Source organism: Delftia sp. HK171 (genome assembly GCF_001886655.1).
Lineage (GTDB): Bacteria > Pseudomonadota > Gammaproteobacteria > Burkholderiales > Burkholderiaceae_C > Comamonas > Comamonas acidovorans.
The window spans coordinates 3,345,118-3,367,013 of the sequence record NZ_CP018101.1; the positions used below are offsets into that span (position 1 = coordinate 3,345,118).

A 21,896-nucleotide genomic window follows, 5' to 3' on the forward strand; every position below is an offset into this window, starting at 1 on the left:
AATTGATCTCATATTTCGGGCCAGCCGCCCACGCATTCCTCCTCCCGCGCCATGTCTGCCGCCGAAACCTCCCTTCACCGCGAAGTCGCCACGCTCTACACCGACCACCACGGCTGGCTGCATGGCTGGCTGCGCAAGAAGCTGGGCGATGTGCACCAGGCGGCCGATCTGGCGCACGACACCTTTGTGCGCCTGCTGGCGCGCGACGAGCCTGTGCAGGCGCGTGAGCCGCGCGCCTTCCTGACCACGGTGGCGCAGCGCGTGCTGGCCAACCACTACCGGCGCCAGCAACTGGAGCGCGCGTATCTGGAGGCGCTGGCCCAGGCGCCGCAGTCCTTTGCCATCTCGCCCGAGGAGCGCGCGCTGCTGCTGGAGGCGCTCGACGAGATCGACCGCATGCTCGACGGCCTGCCTGCTCCCGTGCGGCGGGCCTTTCTGATGGCCCAGCTGGACGGCATGAAGCAGGCCGACATTGCGCGCGAGCTGGGCCTGTCGCTGACCACCATCAAGCGCTACCTGGTGCAGGCCGGCATGCACTGCTATTTCGCGGTGGATGCATGACGGCGGCAGGAGCCGGCCTGCCGCCCGAGGTAGCGCGCAGCGCCATCGAGTGGTGGCTGAAGCACCAGGAGGGCGGCCTGTCCGATGAGTTGGCCCGCGAATGGCAAGCCTGGCAGGCCTGGCGCGCGGCCGATCCGCTGCACGAGCAGGCTTGGCAGCGCATCACTGCAGTCAACCAGCGGCTGGCTGGGCTGGTGGCGCCGCCGCAATCACCGATAGCCCGGGCTGCGCTGGCTCCGCGTGGTTCCGCTCGCCGGCGCGTGATCCGGTCCCTGGCCGTTGCGGCCTTTGGTGCCGGCATTGCCTGGCAGCTGGAGCAGCGCCTGCCCTGGCAGGGCTGGGTGGCCGATGCACGCACGGCGAGGGGCGAGCGTCGGCAGATGGCGTTGCCGGACGGCACGCAGATCGTGCTCAACGGCGCCAGCGCGCTGGACATCGAATACAGCCGGCGGCACCGCCGCCTGCGCCTGCTGCAGGGCGAGGTGCTGGTCACCACGGCCAATGACACCGAGCAGCCCGCCCGGCCCTTTGCCGTGCAGACCACTGCGGGCGAGGCGCTGGCCCTGGGGACGCGGTTTTCCGTGCGTGCGCTCGCGGATGGTGATTTCCAGGTGGGTGTGTTCGAGGGTGCCGTGCGCCTGACCCCCCGGCTGGCCGGCCACAGTGTGCTGGTGCTCAGCGCGGGCGAGCAGGCCACGCTGCGGGCCGATGGCGTCTCGCCAGCCACCGCCGTGCATGAGGACAGCACCGCCTGGACCGAGGGCATGCTGGTGGCGCGCGGCATGCCGCTGGCCCGGATGCTGGAGGCGCTGCAGCCGTACAGCGATGCGGCCCTGGCCTGCGAGCCCGAAGTGGCCAACCTGCGCATCTCAGGCACCTATCCGCTGGCCGATGTGCCGCGCGTGCTGGCCGTGATCGGTGCGCTGCCGGGACTGGAGCTGCGCTCCATGACGCGCTGGTGGGGCCGGCGCGAGGTGGTGGTGGGCAAGAAGGCGGCAGGGGCTTGAAGGGGTCTGCGCAGTTTTTTTGAAGAAATCTGCGCCCGGGGTGGTCTGTTTCGAGAACTCGCGGGACATGGAGGAAGAGGGGGGGCTTGCCATGCCGGGCCCGCCCATCGATTCGTCCATTCATCCGTTTGTCTTTTCCTTCCAGGCCCAGTCCTTCGCACACCATGGCATATCCCGCAGCGCCCCGGCGCTTTCCCTGCGCCTTGCGCCCCTCCGTTGTCCCGTCCCGTGGCCTGTTGCTGGCATTGGCCTGCGCGGGGCTGGGCAGCAACCTGTGGGCGCAGGCGCCTTCGCCGTCCGTCAACACCACGGCCGCCACAGCACCCACACGCAGCTACCAGATTCCGGCGGGCACGCTGGAGGACGCGCTCAACCGATTCGGGCGCGACTCGGGTTTGCTGCTGTCCTTCACCCAGGAACAGGTCCAGGGCCTGCGCAGCCCGGGGCTGCAGGGCAGCCACACCGCGCAGGCCGGCCTGGCCGCGCTGCTGCAGGGCACGGGGCTGGAGGCGGCGGTGCAGCCGCAAGGCGGCTATGTGCTGCGTCAGCGCGCCGTGCCCGATGCCCGGGCGCCAGACGTTGCCCCGCGCGCGGTGTCGCTGGCAGAGGTGCGCGTGGCCGCGCGCCGCGCCGGTGACGGCACGACCGAAGGCACGGGCTCCTACACCAGCCGCGTGACCAGCATTGCCTCCAAGACGGACCAGTCGTTCCGCGAGATTGCGCAGTCGGTATCGGTGGTCACACGCGAACAGCTCGACGACCAGCGCGTGACCGATGTGACCGAGGCCCTCAAGCTCACGCCCGGCGTGGTCGTGGCCAATACCGTGGGCGACTTCTATTCGCGGGGCTTTCAGATCACCAGCATGCAGATCGACGGCGGCGCGCCGCTGGCTTTGGGCGCCTACACCTATTCGCCGCAGCAGGACATGGCCTTCTACGACCGCGTCGAAGTCATGCGCGGCGCCTCGGGCCTGCTGGGCGGCGTGGGCGATCCGGGCGGCATCATCAACCTGGTGCGCAAGAAGCCGCTGGCCCAGCGGCAGTTCAAGGCCGCGCTGTCGGCCGGCTCCTGGAGCCGGCGCGGCGTGGAGCTCGATGCCAGCGCGCCGCTGGCCGACGACGGCCGCGTGCGCGGCCGCGCCGTGCTGTCCTACCACAAGGGCGACTCCTACATGGACCTGCGCAGCAGCGAAAAGCCCTCGCTCTACGGCGTGCTGGAGGCCGACCTCACGCCCGACACCCTGCTGACCGTGGGCGGCAGCTACGGAAAGACCCATGAGAACGGCGACTATGCCGGCCTGCCGCGCTTTGCCGACGGCAGCAGCCTGGGCCTGCCGCGCCACACCAACTTCACCCAGCCCTGGGCGTATTACGACTACGAGACCAAGGAGCTGTTCGCCCAGCTCGAGCACAAGTTCGACAACCGCTGGAAGGCCAAGCTCAACGTCTCGCGCGTGGAGACCGAGCTGGACCGCTTCTGGGTCTACATGGGCGGCGCCATCAACCCGCAGACCCTGGCGGGTGCGGTCTGGCGCGGCGGCCACATCCAGTCCGGCAATACGCAGGAGGTGGTGGACCTGAGCCTGGGCGGTCCCTTCCAGCTCATGGGCCGCACGCATGAATTGCTGCTGGGCGCGGACTGGCAGCGCGTGGAAAGCTTCTGGCAAAGCGCCAATTTCACGGGCAGCGGCACCGTGGCCAGCAATCCGTTTGCTCCCAGCATCTGGACGCCGCCCACGGAAACCTACTTCAACACCCGCTACGGCCCCTGGGGCCAAAAGCAGATGGGCGGCTATGGCGTGCTGCGCCTGCATCCCACGGACAGGCTGCACCTCATCCTTGGTGCGCGCGCCAGCCGCTACGACTTCCAGCAGTCGATCTGGAACCTGGATGCGCAAGGCAACCGCACGCCCTGGTCGAACACGCCGTTCAAGGAACCCACCAAGATCACGCCCTATGGCGGGGTGATCTATGACCTGAACAGCCAGTGGTCGGCCTATGCCAGCTATTCGTCCATCTTCAAGCCGCAGGCGCTGAGCATGGCCGGCCCGGCGCCGGGCACCTCGCTGCCGCCGGTCAAGGGCGCCAGCTACGAGGCCGGCCTCAAGGGCGAGCTGATGGACGGGCGGCTGAACGCCACCTTCAGCCTCTTCAATGTGGAGCGCACGGGCACGGCCGTGGTGGACCCGCGCTACGAGACCAGCAACAGCCGCTGGAGCGGCAACTGCTGCTACCTGGCACAGGGCAAGGTCACCAGCCGGGGCTTCGACATGGAGCTGGGCGGCGAGCTGCAGCCCGGCTGGCAGCTGGCAGCGGGCTACACCTTCAACAACACCCGCGACCGCAGCACCGAAAAGACCTACAGCAGCATCACGCCGCGCCACCTGTTCAAGCTGTCCACGGCCTATACGCTGCCGGGCGAGCTGTCGCGCTGGAAAGTGGGCGGCAGCGCCCAGATCCAGAGCACGCACTACGTCAGCGGCACGGCGCTGTCTGCCGCGGGCACGTCCGTGCCCTTTGACTTCACGCAGGGCGGCTACGCGCTGTGGAATGCCATGGTGCAGTACCGCATCGACCCGCGCTGGACGGTCACGCTGAACATCAACAACCTGCTCGACAAGACCTACTACCAGACCCTGGGCACAACGTTCAGCAACAACCTGTATGGCGCACCGCGCCACGCCATGCTCACGCTGCGCGGCAGCTTCTGAGGACGGCGGCGCAGGCGTTCGGGCCGCCGTGGCGGAGTCAGCGGCCTTGCGGTGGATCACACCACGCGCCGGGTCTCCACCTTCACATGGCCGGCCAGCAGGTCGGCGCTGTCGCGGATGGCGCGCAGTGCATGGGCCAGGGCCTGCTGGCTGTGGTGCTCCTGCGGTGCATGCACTGCCGCCAGGGCCAGTTGCGCCAGGGCCGAGATCTCGGCGCAGTTTTCCTGCACGCTGCCGTGGATCTCGGTAATGGCGCTGGTCAACTGGTGCAGGCTGGGTGGCTGTGTCCTGAGGGTGTCCTTGTCCATGGCCATGCCTCAGCCCTGCGGGCGCACCGGCTCTTGGGTGCGGCAGTCGAGCAGTTGCGCCATGGCCTTGGCGGCTGCCTCGGCCGCTTCAGCGCGGCGCATCTCGGCCGCGTCTTCGAATCCGCAGCCCATGGCCTGGGCCTCGGTGCCGGCGTAGTCGGCCAGCGTCTCGGCGCTGTCGCGGATGCTTTGCAGGGCGCGGGCCACCACGTCCATGTGGCGATGGCCCTTGGGCGTCTCCAGCCATGCCAGGGCCAGCTGGGCGATGGAGGAGATCTCTGCACAGCCTTGCTGCACGAGATGGTCCACCTGGGTGAGGGCATTGGACAGTTGACGGGTGCTGTGGCTGTCCGTGGCGGGGGTGGGCTGGGTGGGGGTCATGCCTGGGCCCTCCGTGTGGAAGGGGCGGCGCCAAAAGAGGGCGCGCAGGCGAGTGCCAGAGAAACGGCAGTCATGTTTCCGTGCTCCTTACTGAGACTGAAACCACCGACTCCGCGTTTTGAAGCACGAAACAGGTGGACGGGATGTTCAAAACACACAGCAAGATGTGCGGACGCCCTTACGGGTAGCCCCATCCCGCCCGAAACCGCAGGGGCGTGGACGAGCGTCCACAGCCCGGAATCCAGACGTGACAAGGCCTCGCTTTCGGGGAGGCAGCACCGCTTACTAAATGGGTGTTTTGAAGCACCGGCCCCGGAACAGGGGGCTGGTGCGGATGATAGCGCGTGCGGCGTGCGCAAAGTCGCTTCGCGGCCCGTTGCACCTTGCGATCGCGCCCTTTCGGGGATGGCCCAGGGACCGCTGAAAGAGCCCGGCATGCATTGCGTTTATTGAGAATGATTCTTCTTTGCGCGGTTATGATCCATCCCCATGGATTTGTCCGCCTCCTTCACCCGCGCTCTGCTTTCCGGCTTTGACCGGGCCTATGCCGACCTGGTGCGTGCCGCCACGCGCAGCACGGGCAGCCGCGAGGAGGCGGGCGACCTGGTGCACGACACCTGGCTGCGGCTGGCGGAACACGCGCGCAGCGCCCCGGCCGAGGCCGCAGACCTGGCCGGGGCCGCGAATCCGGTCCAGATGCCGCGCGACGCCACGGCCTATCTGGCCGTGATGGCGCAGCACATGGCGCTGGATGCGCACCGCCGCCGCCAGCGCCATGCCCGCTACCTGGGCGAGGCGGCAGTCCATGAACAACTGGCGCCCAGCCATGCGCCCGATGTGGCCGACTCCGTCATGTACCGCCAGGCGCTGGCCGTGCTGGAGTCCGCCTTGCACAGCCTGCCCGAGCGCTGCCGCGCCGCCTTCATCGCCCACCGCGTGCAGGGCGAGCGCCAGCCCGAGATTGCCGAGCGCCTGGGCGTCAGCCTCAACACCGTGGAGCGCGACCTGATCCAGGCCAGTGCCTGCATAGAGGATGCGCTGCACCGCTGGCGCGGTACGCGGCCCGGCAGCGCCGTTGCGCGACATGCGGGTCGGCGGCGCAGCCTGGCCGCGCTGCTGGGCGTGGCCGGTTTCGGCCTGGGCGGCAGCCTGGGCTGGCAGCAATGGCGGCACTATCGCGACACGCATGTGCAGTGGCAGGCCGGCTGGTCCAGCCTGCGCGGCCAGCAGGTGCGCCATGGCCTGCCCGATGGCTCCAGCCTGCTGCTGGACGCGCTCAGCAGCGCGCAGGTGGAGTATTTCGCCACGCGGCGCGTGGTGCAGCTGACGCAGGGCGCGGCCTTCTTCGAGGTGGAGCGGGACGAGGATCGGCCCTTCACCGTGCAGGCCGGCGGCGTGCGCGTCACCGTGCTGGGCACGCGCTTCGGCGTGGAACTGGCCACGGGCGCCCAGGGGCAGGAGCGGGTCACGGTGCAGGTGGAGTCGGGGCGTGTGCGCGTGCAATCCGACGCGGATGGCGGGCGCTTCTATGAATTGTCTGCAGGGCAGGGCCTGCGCATGGAAGGCACGGTGGCCACGCAGACCCGGGGCGATGCGGGGCAGGCAGCCTCCTGGCGGCATGGCGAGCTGGTGTTTGCCGATGCCACGCTGGGCGAGGCCCTGGCGCGGCTGTCACGCTATGCGCCGTTCGACCTGCAGGCCACGCCCGAGGCCGCGCGCCTGCCCCTGAGCGGGCGCGTGCGCATCGCCAAGGCCCATGCCTGGGTGCGGGCGCTGCCCCATGCGCTGCCGGTGCAGGTGCGCAGGCAGGCCGATGGCGGCCTGCTGGTGGCCACGGCGGGCTGAGGCGTGACGGTGGCAAGAGCAACTGCATGCGCACGGCAGCGGGGCGCACATTGTTTTTCAGGAGTTTTCCTGGCCAGTCGTCATGGCAGTGATCCCTGTGGGTCCCTTCCATCACTGCCAAGGACGATTTCCATGCATCCGCTTTTCCCTTCTTCGGGCGCCTGCCGCGCCGCCCTCCATCCGCTGGCCCATGCCGTGCTCTGCCTGGGCCTGGCCATGCCGCTGCAGGCGGCGCTGGCCCAGCCCGCTGCACAGACGCTGCGCTTCGACATCGCGGCGCAGCCGCTGGCCAGCGCGCTGGACCAGTTCGCGCGGCAGGCCGGGCTGCAGCTGGTGTTCACGCCCTCGCTGGCCGCCCAGCGGCAGGCGCCGGCCGTACGGGGCGAGCTGCCGCTGCGCCAGGCGCTGGATGATTTGCTGGCCGGCAGCGGCCTGCAGGGCCATGTGCAAGAGGGCACGCTGACCGTGCAGCCCGTCGCCGCCATCGAAAAGACGCTGGCCGAAGTGCGGGTGAGCGCGCGCCGGGCCATCGACGGCACGACCGAGGGCACGGGCTCGTACACCAGCCGCGTGACCAGCATCGCCTCCAAGACGGACCAGTCGTTCCGCGAGATCCCGCAATCGGTGTCGGTGATCACGCGCCAGCAGCTCGACGACCGCCGCATGACCGACATCCGCGACGCGCTGGCCGCCACGCCCGGCATCACCACCAGCCAGATCAATTTCGACTCCACCTATTTCTATTCGCGCGGCTTCCAGATCGACAGCATGCAGATCGACGGCGGCGCGCCGCTGAACATCGCCCAGTACACCTACAGCGTCAACCAGAGCATGGACTTCTACGACCGCGTGGAGGTGATGCGCGGTGCCTCGGGCCTGCTGGGCGGCGTGGGCGACCCGGGCGGCATCATCAACATCGTGCGCAAGAAGCCGCTGGCCGAGCCGCGCTTGGTGGTGCAGCAGTCCATCGGCAGCTGGAACAACTACCAGACCATGGTGGATGCCACGGGGCCGCTGGCCCTCGATGGCCGGGTGCGCGGCCGGGCCGTGCTGTCCTACCAGGACACGGACCAGTTCGTGGACATCAAGCACACGCGCGCTCCCCAGTTCTACGGCGTGGTCGAGGCGGACCTGACGCCCGACACCCTGCTGACCGTGGGCATGAGCCGCAGCAAGATCCGCACGCGCGGCGATGGCGGCGGCGATGTGCCGCGCTACAGCGACGGCAGCGATATCGGCCTGCCGCGCCACACCAGCTTCACCCAGCCCTGGGCCACGGGCCGCAAGGACAACAGCGAGCTGTTCGGCGCGCTGGAGCACCGCTTTTCCGCGCGCTGGAAGGGCAAGCTCAACCTGACCCGCAGCAAGTCCAGCTATGACGGCTCCACGGTGTTCGGCTACGGCGCGCTGGACCCCGCAACCGGCCTGGGCGTGAACTGGAACGGCGGCGGCCACTACCTCTACGAGAACCGGCAGACCGTGCTGGACGCCAGCCTGGCCGGCAGCTTCGACCTGGGCGGGCGCACGCACGAGATCCTGCTGGGCATGGACCGGCAGAAGGTGGAGAGCTTCTGGAACGTGGGCTATTCCACCGATGCCACGGGCGTGGAGCCCATCGATGTCTACAACCCCGGCGCCTGGCGCCCCGCGCCGGCCGGCGAGATCTCGCGCCGCTACAACCCCTGGGGCCAGGACCAGTCGGGCGGCTATGGCGTGCTGCGCCTGCATCCGACGGACCGCCTGCATGTGATCGTGGGCGCGCGCTATGCCAAGTACCGCTTCAATCAGGTTTATGAGTCGCTGAATGCGGCGGGCCAGTGGGAATTGGCATCGGGCAGCCGCTTTTCCGAGCCGGCCAAGTTCACGCCGTATGGCGGGGTGATCTATGACCTGAACAACCAATGGTCGGCGTATCTGAGCTATTCCTCGATTCTCAAGCCGCAGGCGCTGTCCAAGTCGGGGCCTCCTCCGGGCAATTCGCTGGACCCGGTCAAGGGCAAGAGCTATGAGGCCGGTTTCAAGGGCGAATTGGCCGATGGCCGGCTCAATGCCACATTCAGCCTTTTCAACGTGGTTCGCACGGGCACGGCGGTGACGGATACGCGCTATCCGAGCAATCACGAGGAATGGTCGGGCAATTGCTGCTTTCTGCCGCAGGGCAAGGTGACCAGCCGCGGCTTTGACGCCGAGATCGGCGGCGAGCTGCGCCCCGGCTGGCAGATCGCGGCCGGCTACACCTACACCACCACGCGCGACAAGACCGAGGATGCGCCCTACAGCAGCATCACGCCGCGCCATCTGCTCAAGCTGTCCACGGCCTATGTGCTGCCGGGCGAGCTGTCGCGCTGGAAGATTGGCGGCAGCGCCCATATCCAGAGCAAGCACCATGTGCGCGATACGCTGTATGACGCCGACTGGAATGAAGTCGGCCGCTACAACTTCACCCAGGGCGGCTATTCCGTCATCAATGCGATGGTGCAGTACCGGATCGATCCGCGCTGGACGGTTTCCCTGAATCTCAACAATATCTTTGACAAGACGTACTACCAGACCGTGGGCTATGCGAGCGGCGGCAATTTCTATGGAAAGCCGCGCAATGCGGTGCTGACGCTGCGCGGCACCTTCTGAGGGCCGGGGCGGGGTCCAGGAGGGCCCGCCTCAGTCCGACCCAGGCCACTGGCCGCAATGGCGAAAACCATTGCGGCTGGCCTTTTTTTCGATCTCGTTTGTCATGTATGAGGAGGGCCTTGAAGGCCGCCGCATCACGGCATCCGTTTTGGCCCCTTGTTTGCACGCATTCGTGCGTTCCTGTGCTTGTCCGAATACCCATTACATGCCCCAATCCCAACCCGCTGATCCTGCAGATATCACCCAGGCCGACAGGCCCGTCCATCCGGGCCTGCTTGTCCTGTCCCGCCTGCTGGCCGCCGTCTTCGGCGGCTATGCGCTGGCCAGCGCGCTGGCGGCCTTCCTGGCCGCTGCGCTGCCCGGCGCGCGTGTCGATGCCGTGATCGCCGGCATGCAGTGGAGCTTTGCGCTGCACGCGCTGGCGGTGATCTGGGCGTTCTCGCCGGTTTCGGCGGGCCGGGTCTGGCTGGGGTTGCTGGTGCCTGCGGCCCTGATGGGCGGCGCCGCGCTGCTGCTGGCGCGCAATGGCGGGGGCGTTTGAGATGGCAAAGGCGCAGATCAGCAAGGTCCCCGGCAGCGGCGCTGCCACGGGCGGCTTCCGCCAGGCCCAGGCCTGGCTGCATACCTGGTGCGGGCTGTGGTTTTCGTGGCTGCTGTTCGCGGTGTTCCTCACGGGTTCGCTGGCCGTGTTCCAGGAAGCCATCACGCACTGGATGACGCCCGAGCACCATGCCGAGGAGGCGGCCGAGGCGGCAGCGCGCGCCGCCGCGCCGGCCGGGCAGGGTGCGGACCTGGGCCAGCGCCTGGCCTGGGGCGCGGCCTACATGCAAAAGCACCACCAGGGCGCGCAGATGTGGGAGATCTGGCCGTCCGACGACAAGGGCGGCGGCGACCTGCGTGTCTACTGGTTCGACGCCAACCGCCAGTACGCCGATGCCGAGCTGGACACCGCCACGGGCGAGGAAATGGGGGCCGGCCACGGCCACGGCGCCGCGCGCGCCACCATGGGCGGCAACCATTTCGTGGACTTCCACTATGAACTGCATGCAGGGCAGGTGGGGCTGTGGGTGATCGGCATTGCCGCCATGGCCATGCTGGTGGCCCTGGTCAGCGGCGTGATCACGCACAAGCGCATCTTCAAGGACTTCTTCACCTTTCGCGCACGCAAGGGCCAGCGCAGCTGGCTGGACGCGCACAACGCCGTGGCGGTGCTGACGCTGCCCTTCCAGTTCATGATTGCCTATACCGGCATCGCCATCTCCAGCCTGAGCTTCATGCCCGTTGGCGTCTGGACGGTCTATGGCACGGACCAGGCCGCCCGCACGGCCTTCATCGCCGACATGAACGAGGCCGGGCCGCCCGCGCTGTCCGGCAAGCCCCTGGCGGTGCCCGATCTGGAGCCCTTTGTGCGGCGCGGCCAGGAGCTGATGGGCCAGGCGGTGCGCGCGGTGGTCGTCAACCATCCCGGCGATGCATCGGCACGCATCGGCGTCTACGGCTGGAACAGCGATGATCGTGCGCATCAGCGCCTGAGCCCCAATTCGGGCATGGCCATGTTCTCGGCCGCCACGGGCGAGGTGCTGCAGGTACGCCTGCCCGGCGGCGCCGACGGTGGCACCCCCTCGCTGGCCCAGGCGGTCATGGGCGGGCTGCACATGGTCAAGTTCGGCGGGCTGGCCATGAAGTGGCTGTACTTCCTGTGCGGCCTGGCGGGCGCGGCCATGATGGCCACGGGCGCCATCCTCTTCATGGTCAAGCGCCGCAGCCGCCACCAGGGCGAGTTCGGCAGCGCCACGGCGCGCGTGTACCGGCTGATCGAGGGCCTGAACGTGGCGGCCATCGCCGGGCTGGGCCTGGGCTGCATCGGCTACCTGTGGGCCAACCGCCTGGTGCCCGTGGGCCTGGCGCACCGCGATGACTGGGAGCTGGCCGTGTTCTTCGGGCTGTGGGGCCTGGCGCTGATCCATGCGCTGGCCTGCGCGCCGGCCACGGCCTGGCGCCAGCAGATGGGCCTGCTGGCCATGCTGTGCCTGCTGCTGCCGCTGCTCAACTGGATCACCGTGGGCGAGCCGTTGTCGGCCCACATGCTGGAGGGCGACTGGGAAAGCGCCGGGGTGGAGCTGTTCTGCCTGGCCACGGGGCTGGCGGCCGCCTGGGCCTGGCGCTGGCTGGCGCAGCGCGGCGCGGGTGCCGCCACCAGGCAAAAGGCGCCCAAGGGCCAGACCGCCGTGGCCGGCCCCTCGGAGGTGCAGGCATGAGCACGTTGCACGCATCCCTGGCCGCACTGGCCCTGGCCTTTGCAGGCATGGCGGCCCTGGCCTTTGCCATGGACCGCCACTACGAACAATTGACCGGCGCGCGCGAGCTGCCGGCCCGCCGCGGCCCGCAGTTGCGCGGCCTGGGCACGGCGCTGCTGGCGCTGGCCCTTGTGCCCGTTGTCTCGGGCTGGGGCGGCACGGTGGGCACGGTGGCCTGGCTGGGCTTTGTGTCCGCCGGCGCGCTGATGGCCGTGGCCCTGATCAGCGCCCATGCGCGCTGGGCGGCGCGGCTGGCCTGGTTGGCTGGCGTGCTTGCCGTGGCGGATTTGGCGTGGATTGTTTTCAGTTTCGGTACTACGGGGTTTTTCAGATGAGTTTCCTGCTTTCGTTCCAGTTCGGGGTGTGTGTGATCGGGAGGCAAGCATGACGCGCACGCAGCAACGCTGGAAAGCCATCGCCGTGGCGGTGGTCCTGTTGGCGGCGGCCGGGGGCGCGGCCGCCTGGTGGTCCAGCCGGCCTGCCGTGGCCTACCAGACCGAGACCGTGGCGCGCACCGATATCGAGTCCACCGTCACGGCCATCGGCACGCTGCAGCCGCGCCGCTATGTGGACGTGGGCGCCCAGGTGTCGGGCCAGGTCACCCGGCTGCGCGTGGAGCCCGGCGCCCAGGTGGAAAAGGGCGCGCTGCTGGTGGAGATCGACCCCAGCGTGCAGCGCGCCACGGTGGATGCGGGGCGTGCCTCGCTGGCCGGCCTGCGCGCCCAGCTGGCCGAGCAGCAGGCGCTGCGCAAGCTGGCCGAGCAGCAGCTCACGCGCCAGCGCCAGCTGGCCCGCGACGGGGCCACGCGCGAGGAAGACCTGCAGACCGCAGAAGCCAACCTGGCCGCCGCCGGCGCCCGCATGGAGCACCTGAAGGCCCAGATCGACCAGACCCAGGCCACGCTCAAGGCCGACGAGGCGCGCCTGGGCTATACGCGCATCTACGCGCCCATGGCGGGCACCGTGGTGTCGGTGGAGGCGCGCGAGGGCCAGACGCTGAACGCCACCTACCAGACGCCCAACATCCTGCGCATTGCCGACCTGTCGGCCATGACGGTGTGGACCGAAGTGTCCGAGGCCGACGTGCGCCGCGTGCGCGACGACATGCCGGTGTACTTCACCACGCTGGGCGGCGCCGACCAGGCCAGGCCCCGGCGCTGGTCCAGCAAGGTGCGGCAGGTGCTGCCTTCGCCCTCTACCAGCCAGGCACCGGCCGGCGGCAATGCGGGCCAGGCGCCTGCGCCCGCCACCAAGGCCGTGGCCTATACCGTGCTGTTCGATGTGGACAACGAGGACGCCGAGCTGATGCCCCAGATGACGGCCCAGGTGGTCTTTGTCACCGGCCAGGCCGCGCAGGCGCTGACCGTGCCGCTGATGGCCGTGGCCGACAAGGCGGAAAAGGCAGAGAAGGCAGAGAACGCCGAGAAGGCCGGCAGCACGCAGACCGTGCGCGTGCTGGACGCCAAGGGCCAGCCCGAGCAGCGCACCGTGCGCCTGGGCGTGCGCAGCCGCCACCAGGCCGAGGTGCTGGAGGGCCTGCAGGAAGGCGAGCGCGTCATCGTCGGCGAGACGCCTCTGGACCGTGGCCCGCGGTGGCTGCAATGGTGATGGGGCAGGGCATGCAGGCCGGCGCGCCGCTGACCGCACCGCTGATAGAGCTGCGCGGCATCACCAAGCACTACGGCGGCGGCGACAGCGGCCAGCCCGCCGTCACCGTGCTGCACGGCATCGACCTGGAGATACGCGCGGGCGAGTTCGTGGCCGTGGTGGGCAGCTCGGGCTCGGGCAAGTCCACGCTGATGAACATCCTGGGCTGCCTGGACCGGCCCAGCGAGGGCAGCTACCACTTCCAGGGCCAGGACGTGGCCACGCTGGACTCGGATGCGCTGGCCTGGCTGCGGCGCGAGGCCTTCGGCTTCGTCTTCCAGGGCTACCACCTGATCGCCAGCGAAAGCGCCAGCGAGAACGTGGAAATGCCTGCCATCTACGCGGGCCTGCCCAAGGAAGAGCGCGTGCGGCGCGCCCGTGCGCTGCTCGAGCGCCTGGGCCTGGGCTCGCGCCTGGGCAACCGGCCCAACCAGCTGTCGGGCGGGCAGCAGCAGCGCGTGTCGATTGCGCGCGCGCTGATGAACGGCGGCCAGATCATCCTGGCCGACGAGCCCACGGGCGCGCTGGACTCGCACAGCGGCGCCGAGGTCATGGCCCTGCTGCGCGAGCTGGCCGATGCGGGCCACACCATCATCCTCATCACCCACGACCGCACTGTGGCCGCCCAGGCGCGCCGCGTGATCGAGATCAGCGACGGCCGCATCACCAGCGACAGCCAGCGCGACGATGCCGCAAATGGGGTGAAGGCGGGCGCCGCTGCCCTGCCGCTCACGCCGCAGCGCAGCAGCGCCGGCGCGCCCTGGCTGGCCGAGCTGTTCGAGGCCGCGCGCAGCGCCTGGCGCGGCATGCGCATGAACCGCGTGCGCACCAGCCTGACCTTGCTGGGCATCGTCATCGGCGTGGCCTCGGTGATTGTCATGCTGGCCATTGGCGAGGGCGCGCGGCGCAAGGTGGTCGAGCAGATGGGGACCATGGGCACGGCCATCCTCTACATGGGCAGCAAGCCGCCGGCCACGGGCGGGCCGGCCGGGCAGATGACGGAGGAAGACCTGGCCGCCGTGCGCGAACTGCCCGAGATACGGCGCGTCATGCCCGTCATCGGCGACCCCATCACCGTGCGCTACGGCAAGGCCGACAAGCAGATCTACGTGTTCGCCGCCAGCGAGGAGATGCCCCTGGTGCACCACTGGAAGGTGGCCCAGGGCCGCTACTACACCGAGGCCGAGGACCGCGACCTGGCGCCCCTGGTGGTCCTGGGCCACAAGGCGCACCAGCACTTCTTCCCCGACACGCCCAACCCGCTGGGCCGCCAGCTGATCATCGGCACATCGGCCTTCGAGGTCATCGGCGTGATGAGCGAGCGGGGCGCGGACTCGGGCGCGCAGAACTATGACGACATGGTCTTCATTCCCTACCGCTCGGGCCGGGCGCGCGTCTACCAGTCGCAGACCCAGCCCGACTATGTGGTGATCGAGGCCATGTCCTCCGACGTGGTGCACGAGGCGGAGGAGGCCATGCGCAAGCTGCTGCTGGCGCGCCACGGCGGGCGTGAGGACTTCGGCATCGGCAACGCGGCCGCGCGCATCCAGGCCGAGGCGGCCACGCGCCAGAGCATGGCGGTGATGCTGGGCCTGATTGCCGCCGTTTCCCTGGTGGTGGGCGGCATCGGCGTGATGAACGTGATGCTGATGACGGTGCGCGAGCGCACGCGCGAGATAGGCATCCGCATGGCCACGGGCGCGCGCCAGCGCGACATCCTGCGCCAGTTCCTGACCGAGGCCAGCCTGGTCACCTTCGTGGGTGGCACGGTGGGCCTGCTGGCAGGGCTGGCCGTGGGCGTGGTGCTCATCGTGGCGGGCGTGCCCGTGGTGTTTTCGGTGCGCGCCATGCTGGGCGCCTTTGCCTGCGCCGTGGTGACGGGCCTGGTGTTCGGCTACATGCCGGCCAAGACGGCGGCGCGGCTGGACCCGGTGCGCGCGCTGGCGGGAGAGTGAGATGAAAGACATGAACGACAAGACGCTGGGAAATGCGCGCCTGGGCTGCATCGCCCTGGCCCTGGCTGCGCTGGGCGGTTGCGCCGCGCAGCAGACGATGCCGGACAGGACAGCGCCTGCGCTGGCCGCTTCGTGGAAGCAGCAGGGCGAAGTCCTCCCTGCCTCCGTCTCACCGCAGTGGTGGCAGGCCTTTGGCAGCGCGGAGCTGGGCGGCATGGTGCAGGCTGCCCAGGACCAGAGCCTGGACATGGCCGCCGCCATGGCCCGCGTGCGCCAGGCCGAGGCGGCCACGCGCCAGGCAGGCGCGACGCTGCTGCCCTCGCTCAATGGCGAGCTGCGCGCCCAGCGCATGAACCATGCACAGGTGTCGGGCGGGCAGGCCAGCGTCTACGGCGCCGCGCTGACGGCCTCGTATGAGGTGGACTTCTGGGGCCGCAACCGCGCCACGCGCGATGCGGCGGCGGCGGCCTGGCAGGCCAGCCGGTTCGACCAGGACACGGTGCGCCTCACGGTCACCGCCCAGGTGGCCCATGGCTGGCTGCAGGCCGTGGCGCTGCGCGAGCGCCAGGCCATTGCGGCGCGCAACGTGGCCAATGCCGAGCGGCTGCTGGGCCTGGTGGAGTCCCGCGCGCGCGCAGGCGCCGCCACCCAGCTGGAGCTGGCCCAGCAACGCGGCCTGGTGGCCAGCCAGCGCCAGGCCCTGGCCACGCTGCGCCGCCAGGGCGAGGATGCCGATGCCACGCTGGCCGTGCTGCTGGGCCAGGCCCGCCGCCCCGCGCTGGCCACGGACTCGCTGCAAGCCCTGCAACTGCCCGAGATCGGCGCAGGCCTGCCCACGCAGCTGCTGCAGCGCCGGCCCGACATTGCCAGTGCTGAGGCGCAGTTGACCGCCGCCAGCGCCAACCTGCAGGCGGCCCGTGCGGCGCTGTGGCCCCGGCTGACCCTCACGGGCAGCGCAGGCACCAGCGCGGGCCGCGCCAGCGACTGGCTGCGCGAGCCGGTCTATTCGCTGCTGGCCGGACTGGCCGGCCCCATCTTCGACGGCGGCCGTCTGGCAGCCGAGCGCGATGGCGCCCAGGCCCGGCGCGAGGAGCTGCTGGCCGGCTATTACAAGTCCATCGTCGCCGCCTATGGCGATGTGGACCTGGCGCTCAACGCCGTCCACGGCCTCAAGGCCCAGGCCGAGGCACAGGCCGAGGTGCTGGCCCAGGCCCGCCAGGCCGTGTCGCTGGCCGAGCTGCGCTACAAGGCCGGGGCGGAAAGCCTGCTGTCCCTGCTGCAGGCCCAGACCACGCTGTACGCGGCCCAGGACGATGCCGTGCTGCAGCGCCTGCTGCAGCTGCAGGCGCGCGTGGCGTTGTACCGGGCGCTGGGCGGGGGATGGGAGGCGCCTGCCCTGGGCGCTGAAATGCCGGAAAGGCAGGCACAAAAAAGCCAGGAGGCATTGCCACCTGGCTGAGAGGGGAGGGGCAGGGCCGCCACCCGGTCCTGCCGGGTGTGCGGCCTCAGGCCTCAGGCTTGAAGCCTGCTCAGCTGCCGCGCGTGATGGGTACGCCGGCATCCTTGCCGTAGGCGCCGTACTTGCCCAGCTCCCACTTGGCGATGGCGTTGCGGTGCACCTCGTCCGGGCCGTCGGCAAAGCGCAGCGTGCGCGCGTGGGCGTAGGCGCTGGCCAGCGGGAAGTCGTCGCTCATGCCGCCGCCGCCGTGCACCTGCATGGCCCAGTCGATGACCTGGCAGGCCATGCTGGGGGCCACGACCTTGATCATGGCGATCTCGCTGCGCGCCACCTTGTTGCCGGCAATGTCCATCAGCCAGGCGGCCTTGAGCGTGAGCAGGCGCGCCATGTCGATGCGGCAGCGTGCCTCGGCGATGCGTTCCTGCGTCACGGTCTGCTGGGCCACGCTCTTGCCGAAGGCGATGCGCGAGCTGGCGCGCTTGCACATCAGCTCCAGCGCGCGCTCGGCCAGGCCGATCAGGCGCATGCAGTGGTGGATGCGGCCGGGGCCAAGGCGGCCCTGGGCGATCTCGAAGCCACGGCCCTCGCCCAGCAGGATGTTGCCAGCGGGCACGCGCACGTTCTCGAAGTACATCTCCATGTGGCCGTGCGGCGCATCGTCATAGCCCATGACGTTGAGCGGACGCACGATGCGGATGCCGGGCGCGTCGCCGGGCACGATGATCATGCTCTGCTGCGAGTGCTTGGGCGCATCGGGGTCGGTCTTGCCCATGGTGATGAAGACCTGGCAGCGCGGATCGCCGGCACCCGAGATCCACCACTTGTGGCCGTTGATCACGTACTCGTCGCCCTGGCGCTCGATGCGGGTGCAGATGTTGGTGGCGTCGGAGGAGGCCACCTCGGGCTCGGTCATGGCGAAGGCCGAGCGGATCTTGCCCTCCAGCAGCGGCTTGAGCCAGCGCTCCTTGAGTTCGGTGCTGCCGTAGCGCGCAATGGTCTCCATGTTGCCGGTGTCGGGCGCAGAGCAGTTGAACACCTCGCTGGACCATGGCACGCGGCCCATGATCTCGGCCAGCGGCGCGTATTCCTGGTTGGTCAGGCCGCCGCCCTTGTAGCCTGCGGCCTCGGCGCTGTCCACGGGCAGGAACAGGTTCCACAGGCCTTGCTCCCGGGCCTTGACCTTGAGCTTCTCGATGGTCTGCAGCGGCGTCCAGCGCTTGCCTGCGGCGGTGTTGGCTTCCATCTCGGCGGCATAGTCCTTTTCGCCGGGATAGATGTGCTCGTCCATGAACTTCAGCAGGCGTTCCTGCAGGTCCTTGGTCTTGGGCGAATATTCAAAGTCCATGGATGCGCTCCTTCTCTTGGCTTGTCGCTTGTGGTGGAAACGGGGTGATCGGTGAGTGATGGGGGCGGTCTGGATGGCTCAGCTGCGCTGGGCAAAGGACCAGGCCAGCTCGGCCATGGGCCGGGCGGTGTCGCCGGAGGCCTTGGCCTGGGCGCTGGAGGCCGTGCCGGCCTCCACGCGCTTGGCAATGCCTTGCAGGATGGCCGCGATGCGGAACATGTTGTAGGCCATGTAGAAGTTCCAGTCGGCGCGCAGCGTGTCCACGTCCTTGAGGCCCGTGCGTTCGCAGTAGCGGCGGATGTATTCCTCTTCGCCGGGAATGCCCAGGGCCGCCAGGTCCTTGCCTGCGATGCCCCGGCCCAGCGTGGCCGGGATGTGCCAGCTCATGCAGTGGTAGCTGAAGTCGGCCAGCGGGTGTCCCAGGGTGGACAGCTCCCAGTCCAGCACGGCGATGACGCGCGGCTCGGTGGGGTGGAACATCAGGTTGTCCAGGCGGAAGTCGCCGTGCACGATGGACACGCGCGAGGCATCCAGCGCGCTGGCCGGCATGTGGGCGGGCAGCCACTGCATGAGCTGGTCCATCTCGGGGATGGGCTGGGTGACCGAGGCCACGTACTGCTTGCTCCAGCGGCCGATCTGGCGCTCGAAGTAGTTGCCGCTCTTGCCGTAGTCGGCCAGGCCCTGGGCCGCGAAGTCCACGGTGTGCAGGGCCGAGATCACGCGGTTCATCTCGTCGTAGATGGCGGCGCGCTGGGCCGGCTCCATGCCGGGCAGGGACTGGTCCCAGAGCACGCGGCCTTCCATGCACTCCATGATGTAGAAGGCGCGGCCGATGATGGACTCGTCCTCGCACAGCGCATACATGTGGGGCACGGGCACGTCGGTGCCGGCCAGGCCCTTCATCACGCGGAACTCGCGCTCGATGGCATGGGCCGAGGGCAGCAGCTTGGCCACGGGGCCGGGCTTGGAGCGCATCACGTAGCTGCGGCCGGGCGTGATCAGCTTGTAGGTGGGGTTGGACTGGCCGCCCTTGAACATCTCCACCTGCAGCGGGCCGGCAAAGCCCTGCACATGGCCCTGCATCCAGGCGGTGAGCGCGGGCACGTCGAATGCGTGCTGGTCGGAGACGGGGCGCGTGCCTACGAAATGGTCGAAAGTGCTCATGGGGCAGTCAGTCCTGTGATCGGTTCGGAAACCGGTTCTAGAAAGGGGAGCAGCCGCGCGGCACGGGCGCGGCAAGGCACCGGCCGGCGCGAACGTCCGGTCGGTGAAGGAAAGGGCTGTGTGTACGCGGCGCGGTGGGGGCCGCGCAGGTTCAGGCGTCGGGCGCGGCGATGCGCAGCAGCGTGTCGCGGTCGCAGACCACCAGGCCGCCCGGCTCGATGCGGATGGCGTTCTCGCGCTCCATGGCCTTGAGTTCCTGGTTCACGCGCTGGCGCGAGGCGCCCAGCAACTGCGCCAGTTCCTCCTGCGCCAGGTGCAGGCCGATGCGGATCTCGCTGCCATCCGACAGGCTGGTCACGCCGTAGCTGCGCACCAGGTGCAGCAGCTGCTTGGCCAGGCGCGCGCGCAGCGGCAGGGTGTTGAGGTCCTCGACCAGGCCGTAGAGCTGGCGGATGCGCCGTGCATGCAGGCGCAGCATGGCTTCCGAGAACTCCACATGCATGGACAGGATTTTCTTGAAGTCGGTCTTGGACACGCACAGCAGCGTGGTCTCGCCGTGCGCATAGGCATCGTGCGTGCGCTTGTCCCCGTCCAGGATGGCCACGTCGCCGAACCAGATGCCCGGCTCCACGTAGTCCAGCGTGATCTGCTTGCCCGTGATCGAGGTCGAGCTCACGCGCACCGCACCGCGGGCGCAGGCGATCCATTCCTCGGGCGGTTCTCCGCGTGCGCAGATGAGCGTGCCATCTTTGAACCGTTTGACGTAAGCGCATCGAAGAATGTCGTGCCGAAGCGATGGAGAAAGTGATGAAAACCAGCGACCGGAATTGATCGCTTCACGTTCTTCGATGGTAAGAATCGGGTCGTCCATGGCCTGTCTTTTGCGTGACTGATGACGGTCACATTGTCGCGTGTGGGACCGCCGCGGCGCAGCATGCCGCCGGCGGGCCTGTCACTTCGGTGTCTGGGCCTGCCAAAAACGGGGCAGGGCGGCGAAAAAAAGGCGACCCGTCGTGCGTCGGGTCGCCGGCTTTGCAGGGCTTATGGCTCCTCGTGCGTGAGGCTCAGCCCCAGCGCGCCACGGCGGCGCAGCCAGGGGCTGGGGCGGTAGCGCGGGTCGCCATACACGGTCTGCAGGTTGAACAGGACCTCCAGCATGTTGGTGGGCCCCCAGCGGTCGCCCATGGCCAGCGGGCCCAAGGGATAGCCCAGGCCCAGGGTCACGGCCTTTTCCAGATCGGCCGGGCTGCCGATGCCCTGCTGGCAGATGTCGCTGGCGATGTTGACGATGGAGCCCACCACGCGCTGCGTGACGAAGCCGCCGCTGTCTCGGATCACGCTCACGGCCTTGCCGTCGCTGGCAAAAAGCGCATGGGCCGCATCGCGCATGTCGGTGCGCGTGGCCGGCGTGGTGGCCAGCACGCGGCGGCGCGTGTCGGCGTCGGCGATCAGCATGTCGATGCCCATGGTGCGCGTGCAGTCCAGCCGCTCCACGGCAGCCACCGTGGTCACGTCCAGGCCCAGCGGCGCCACCAGGATCAAGGCCTGCTCGGTCGGTGCCTGCGCGGTTTCAATGCGCGCGCCCAGGCTCTTGAGCAACTGGTAGATCTCGTTGCGCCGGGCCGCTCGTGCGGACACCCAGACCGGTGGCAGCGTCTGCACCTGCGGCACGGCAGGCTCGGCAGGCTGCTCGGCGCGGCCTTCGGCATAACGGTAAAAGCCCTGGCCGGTCTTGCGGCCCAGCAGGCCGGCCGCCACGCGCTGCGCGGCAATGGGGCTGGGGCGGTAGCGCGGCTCCTGGTAGTACTGGTGGTAGATGTACTCCATCACGGCATGGGTGACATCCAAGCCGGTGAGATCCATCAGCTCGAACGGGCCGAGCTTGAATCCCACCTGCTCGCGCAGGATGCGGTCGATGGTGGCGAAGTCGGCAATGCCTTCCTGCACGATGCGCAGCGCCTCGGTCACATAGCCGCGGCCCAGGTGGTTGACCAGGAAACCCGGCGTGTCTTGCGCGCGCACGGGCGTGTGGCCGAAGCTGCGCGCGAACTGTGCCAGCGTGGCGCAGGTGGCCTCGTCCGTGGCCAGGCCGCGCACGATCTCCACCACCTTCATCAGCGGGGCCGGGTTGAAGAAGTGAAAGCCGGCAAAGCGCTGCGGGTGCTTGAGCGCCGTGGCCAGCGTGGTGATGGACAGCGCCGAGGTATTGCTGGCGATGAGGGTCCCGGGCGCAACGATGGCCTCCAGCTCGCGCAGCAGCGCCTGCTTGGCATCCATGCGCTCGACGATGGCCTCTATCACCAGATCGCAGTTCCTGAAGGCATCAAGACCGTCCACGACCGTCAGCCGGGCCTTGCAATCTGCGGCCTGCTCACTTGTTATTTTTTGTTTCTTCTGCAGCGTGTCCCACAGCGCAAGCAGCTGTTGTTGCGCTTGTGCGGCAGCACCGGGACGGGCATCCTGCAACAGCACTCTGGCGCCTGCCTGGGCGGCCAACTGGGCAATGCCTTGCCCCATGATGCCTGTGCCTATCAATCCGATGTTTTTGATAGGAGAAATGTTGTTTTGGATCATATACATAGAGGAGG

At 69.0% G+C, this 21,896-nt stretch carries 17 protein-coding genes; 11 read left to right on the forward strand and 6 right to left on the reverse strand.

Annotation, left to right across the window (positions count from 1 at the left end):
- The first annotated feature begins 51 nt into the window (after positions 1-51).
- From BO996_RS15175 to BO996_RS15185, 3 genes are all read left to right on the forward strand, one after another.
- Positions 52-561 (forward strand): sigma-70 family RNA polymerase sigma factor, encoded by a 510-nt coding sequence (locus BO996_RS15175; protein WP_071955398.1) that lies wholly within the window; start codon positions 52-54, stop codon positions 559-561.
- A complete protein-coding gene (locus BO996_RS15180) occupies positions 558-1,568 on the forward strand; it encodes a FecR domain-containing protein (RefSeq protein WP_071955400.1) in 1,011 nt (336 codons plus the stop codon). Before BO996_RS15175 ends, BO996_RS15180 begins: the two co-directional genes overlap by 4 nt.
- A 164-nt stretch (positions 1,569-1,732) precedes the next feature.
- Positions 1,733-4,279, forward strand: a complete 2,547-nt coding sequence (locus tag BO996_RS15185) for a TonB-dependent siderophore receptor (RefSeq protein WP_083571160.1) — start codon at positions 1,733-1,735, stop codon at positions 4,277-4,279.
- A gap of 56 nt (positions 4,280-4,335) precedes the next feature.
- Here BO996_RS15185 and BO996_RS15190 read toward each other — a convergent pair whose 3' ends face one another.
- On the reverse strand, positions 4,336-4,593 hold the full coding sequence (locus BO996_RS15190) for a hypothetical protein (protein WP_071955404.1): 258 nt from the start codon (positions 4,591-4,593) through the stop codon (positions 4,336-4,338).
- A 3-nt stretch (positions 4,594-4,596) separates the two neighbouring features.
- The gene (locus BO996_RS15195) at positions 4,597-4,968 is read right to left on the reverse strand and encodes a hypothetical protein (protein ID WP_071955405.1); all 372 of its coding nucleotides are present in this window, start codon (positions 4,966-4,968) and stop codon (positions 4,597-4,599) included.
- 489 nt (positions 4,969-5,457) lie between these two features.
- Between BO996_RS15195 and BO996_RS15200 the strand changes: the two genes are divergently transcribed.
- The 8 genes from BO996_RS15200 to BO996_RS15235 all read left to right on the forward strand — a co-directional run bounded on the left by BO996_RS15200 (position 5,458) and on the right by BO996_RS15235 (position 16,799).
- Entirely contained in the window at positions 5,458-6,813 is a 1,356-nt protein-coding gene (locus BO996_RS15200) for a sigma-70 family RNA polymerase sigma factor (RefSeq protein WP_071955407.1), read from the forward strand.
- A gap of 132 nt (positions 6,814-6,945) precedes the next feature.
- Positions 6,946-9,441 carry a TonB-dependent siderophore receptor gene (locus BO996_RS15205; RefSeq protein ID WP_063326383.1) on the forward strand — a complete coding sequence of 832 codons (2,496 nt, stop codon included), beginning with the start codon at positions 6,946-6,948 and terminating at the stop codon, positions 9,439-9,441.
- A gap of 205 nt (positions 9,442-9,646) precedes the next feature.
- A complete protein-coding gene (locus tag BO996_RS15210) occupies positions 9,647-9,982 on the forward strand; it encodes a DUF3649 domain-containing protein (protein ID WP_197485475.1) in 336 nt (111 codons plus the stop codon).
- A gap of 1 nt (position 9,983) precedes the next feature.
- Positions 9,984-11,699: a PepSY-associated TM helix domain-containing protein gene (locus BO996_RS15215; RefSeq protein WP_071955409.1), complete on the forward strand. Its 1,716-nt coding sequence runs from the start codon at positions 9,984-9,986 to the stop codon at positions 11,697-11,699.
- A complete protein-coding gene (locus BO996_RS15220) occupies positions 11,696-12,073 on the forward strand; it encodes a DUF3325 domain-containing protein (RefSeq protein WP_071955411.1) in 378 nt (125 codons plus the stop codon). The genes BO996_RS15215 and BO996_RS15220 overlap by 4 nt, the downstream gene beginning before the upstream one ends.
- A 49-nt stretch (positions 12,074-12,122) precedes the next feature.
- The gene (locus tag BO996_RS15225) at positions 12,123-13,346 is read left to right on the forward strand and encodes an efflux RND transporter periplasmic adaptor subunit (RefSeq protein ID WP_071955413.1); all 1,224 of its coding nucleotides are present in this window, start codon (positions 12,123-12,125) and stop codon (positions 13,344-13,346) included.
- The gene (locus BO996_RS15230) at positions 13,346-15,340 is read left to right on the forward strand and encodes an ABC transporter permease (RefSeq protein ID WP_071957119.1); all 1,995 of its coding nucleotides are present in this window, start codon (positions 13,346-13,348) and stop codon (positions 15,338-15,340) included. The genes BO996_RS15225 and BO996_RS15230 overlap by 1 nt, the downstream gene beginning before the upstream one ends.
- A 1-nt stretch (position 15,341) precedes the next feature.
- On the forward strand, positions 15,342-16,799 hold the full coding sequence (locus tag BO996_RS15235) for an efflux transporter outer membrane subunit (protein WP_071955415.1): 1,458 nt from the start codon (positions 15,342-15,344) through the stop codon (positions 16,797-16,799).
- A 70-nt stretch (positions 16,800-16,869) separates the two neighbouring features.
- Here the strand turns inward: BO996_RS15235 and BO996_RS15240 are convergent, their stop codons facing one another.
- The 4 genes from BO996_RS15240 to BO996_RS15255 all read right to left on the reverse strand — a co-directional run bounded on the left by BO996_RS15240 (position 16,870) and on the right by BO996_RS15255 (position 21,888).
- Complete coding sequence (locus tag BO996_RS15240; RefSeq protein ID WP_013802791.1) at positions 16,870-18,144, reverse strand: acyl-CoA dehydrogenase family protein; 1,275 nt, start codon at positions 18,142-18,144, stop codon at positions 16,870-16,872.
- A 78-nt stretch (positions 18,145-18,222) separates the two neighbouring features.
- Positions 18,223-19,308, reverse strand: coding sequence for a phosphotransferase (locus tag BO996_RS15245; RefSeq protein ID WP_013802790.1), 1,086 nt, complete (start codon positions 19,306-19,308; stop codon positions 18,223-18,225).
- 151 nt (positions 19,309-19,459) lie between these two features.
- Complete coding sequence (locus BO996_RS15250) at positions 19,460-20,179, reverse strand: Crp/Fnr family transcriptional regulator (RefSeq protein WP_012205125.1); 720 nt, start codon at positions 20,177-20,179, stop codon at positions 19,460-19,462.
- A 170-nt stretch (positions 20,180-20,349) separates the two neighbouring features.
- Positions 20,350-21,888 (reverse strand): 3-hydroxyacyl-CoA dehydrogenase, encoded by a 1,539-nt coding sequence (locus BO996_RS15255; RefSeq protein WP_071955417.1) that lies wholly within the window; start codon positions 21,886-21,888, stop codon positions 20,350-20,352.
- Between the last annotated feature and the right edge of the window lie 8 nt (positions 21,889-21,896).

What these genes read in the sequence shown, in the direction of transcription:
- BO996_RS15225 (WP_071955413.1), top strand. Translation starts at nt 12,123, where the DNA reads ATGACGCGCACGCAGCAACGCTGGAAAGCCATCGCCGTGGCGGTGGTC.
- BO996_RS15235 (WP_071955415.1), top strand. Translation starts at nt 15,342, where the DNA reads ATGAAAGACATGAACGACAAGACGCTGGGAAATGCGCGCCTGGGCTGC.
- BO996_RS15200 (WP_071955407.1), top strand. Translation starts at nt 5,458, where the DNA reads ATGGATTTGTCCGCCTCCTTCACCCGCGCTCTGCTTTCCGGCTTTGAC.
- BO996_RS15220 (WP_071955411.1), top strand. Translation starts at nt 11,696, where the DNA reads ATGAGCACGTTGCACGCATCCCTGGCCGCACTGGCCCTGGCCTTTGCA.
- BO996_RS15190 (WP_071955404.1), bottom strand. Translation starts at nt 4,593, where the DNA reads ATGGCCATGGACAAGGACACCCTCAGGACACAGCCACCCAGCCTGCAC.
- BO996_RS15230 (WP_071957119.1), top strand. Translation starts at nt 13,346, where the DNA reads ATGGGGCAGGGCATGCAGGCCGGCGCGCCGCTGACCGCACCGCTGATA.
- BO996_RS15255 (WP_071955417.1), bottom strand. Translation starts at nt 21,888, where the DNA reads ATGTATATGATCCAAAACAACATTTCTCCTATCAAAAACATCGGATTG.
- BO996_RS15245 (WP_013802790.1), bottom strand. Translation starts at nt 19,308, where the DNA reads ATGAGCACTTTCGACCATTTCGTAGGCACGCGCCCCGTCTCCGACCAG.
- BO996_RS15240 (WP_013802791.1), bottom strand. Translation starts at nt 18,144, where the DNA reads ATGGACTTTGAATATTCGCCCAAGACCAAGGACCTGCAGGAACGCCTG.
- BO996_RS15180 (WP_071955400.1), top strand. Translation starts at nt 558, where the DNA reads ATGACGGCGGCAGGAGCCGGCCTGCCGCCCGAGGTAGCGCGCAGCGCC.
- BO996_RS15175 (WP_071955398.1), top strand. Translation starts at nt 52, where the DNA reads ATGTCTGCCGCCGAAACCTCCCTTCACCGCGAAGTCGCCACGCTCTAC.
- BO996_RS15185 (WP_083571160.1), top strand. Translation starts at nt 1,733, where the DNA reads ATGGCATATCCCGCAGCGCCCCGGCGCTTTCCCTGCGCCTTGCGCCCC.
- BO996_RS15215 (WP_071955409.1), top strand. Translation starts at nt 9,984, where the DNA reads ATGGCAAAGGCGCAGATCAGCAAGGTCCCCGGCAGCGGCGCTGCCACG.
- BO996_RS15205 (WP_063326383.1), top strand. Translation starts at nt 6,946, where the DNA reads ATGCATCCGCTTTTCCCTTCTTCGGGCGCCTGCCGCGCCGCCCTCCAT.
- BO996_RS15210 (WP_197485475.1), top strand. Translation starts at nt 9,647, where the DNA reads ATGCCCCAATCCCAACCCGCTGATCCTGCAGATATCACCCAGGCCGAC.
- BO996_RS15250 (WP_012205125.1), bottom strand. Translation starts at nt 20,179, where the DNA reads ATGGACGACCCGATTCTTACCATCGAAGAACGTGAAGCGATCAATTCC.
- BO996_RS15195 (WP_071955405.1), bottom strand. Translation starts at nt 4,968, where the DNA reads ATGACCCCCACCCAGCCCACCCCCGCCACGGACAGCCACAGCACCCGT.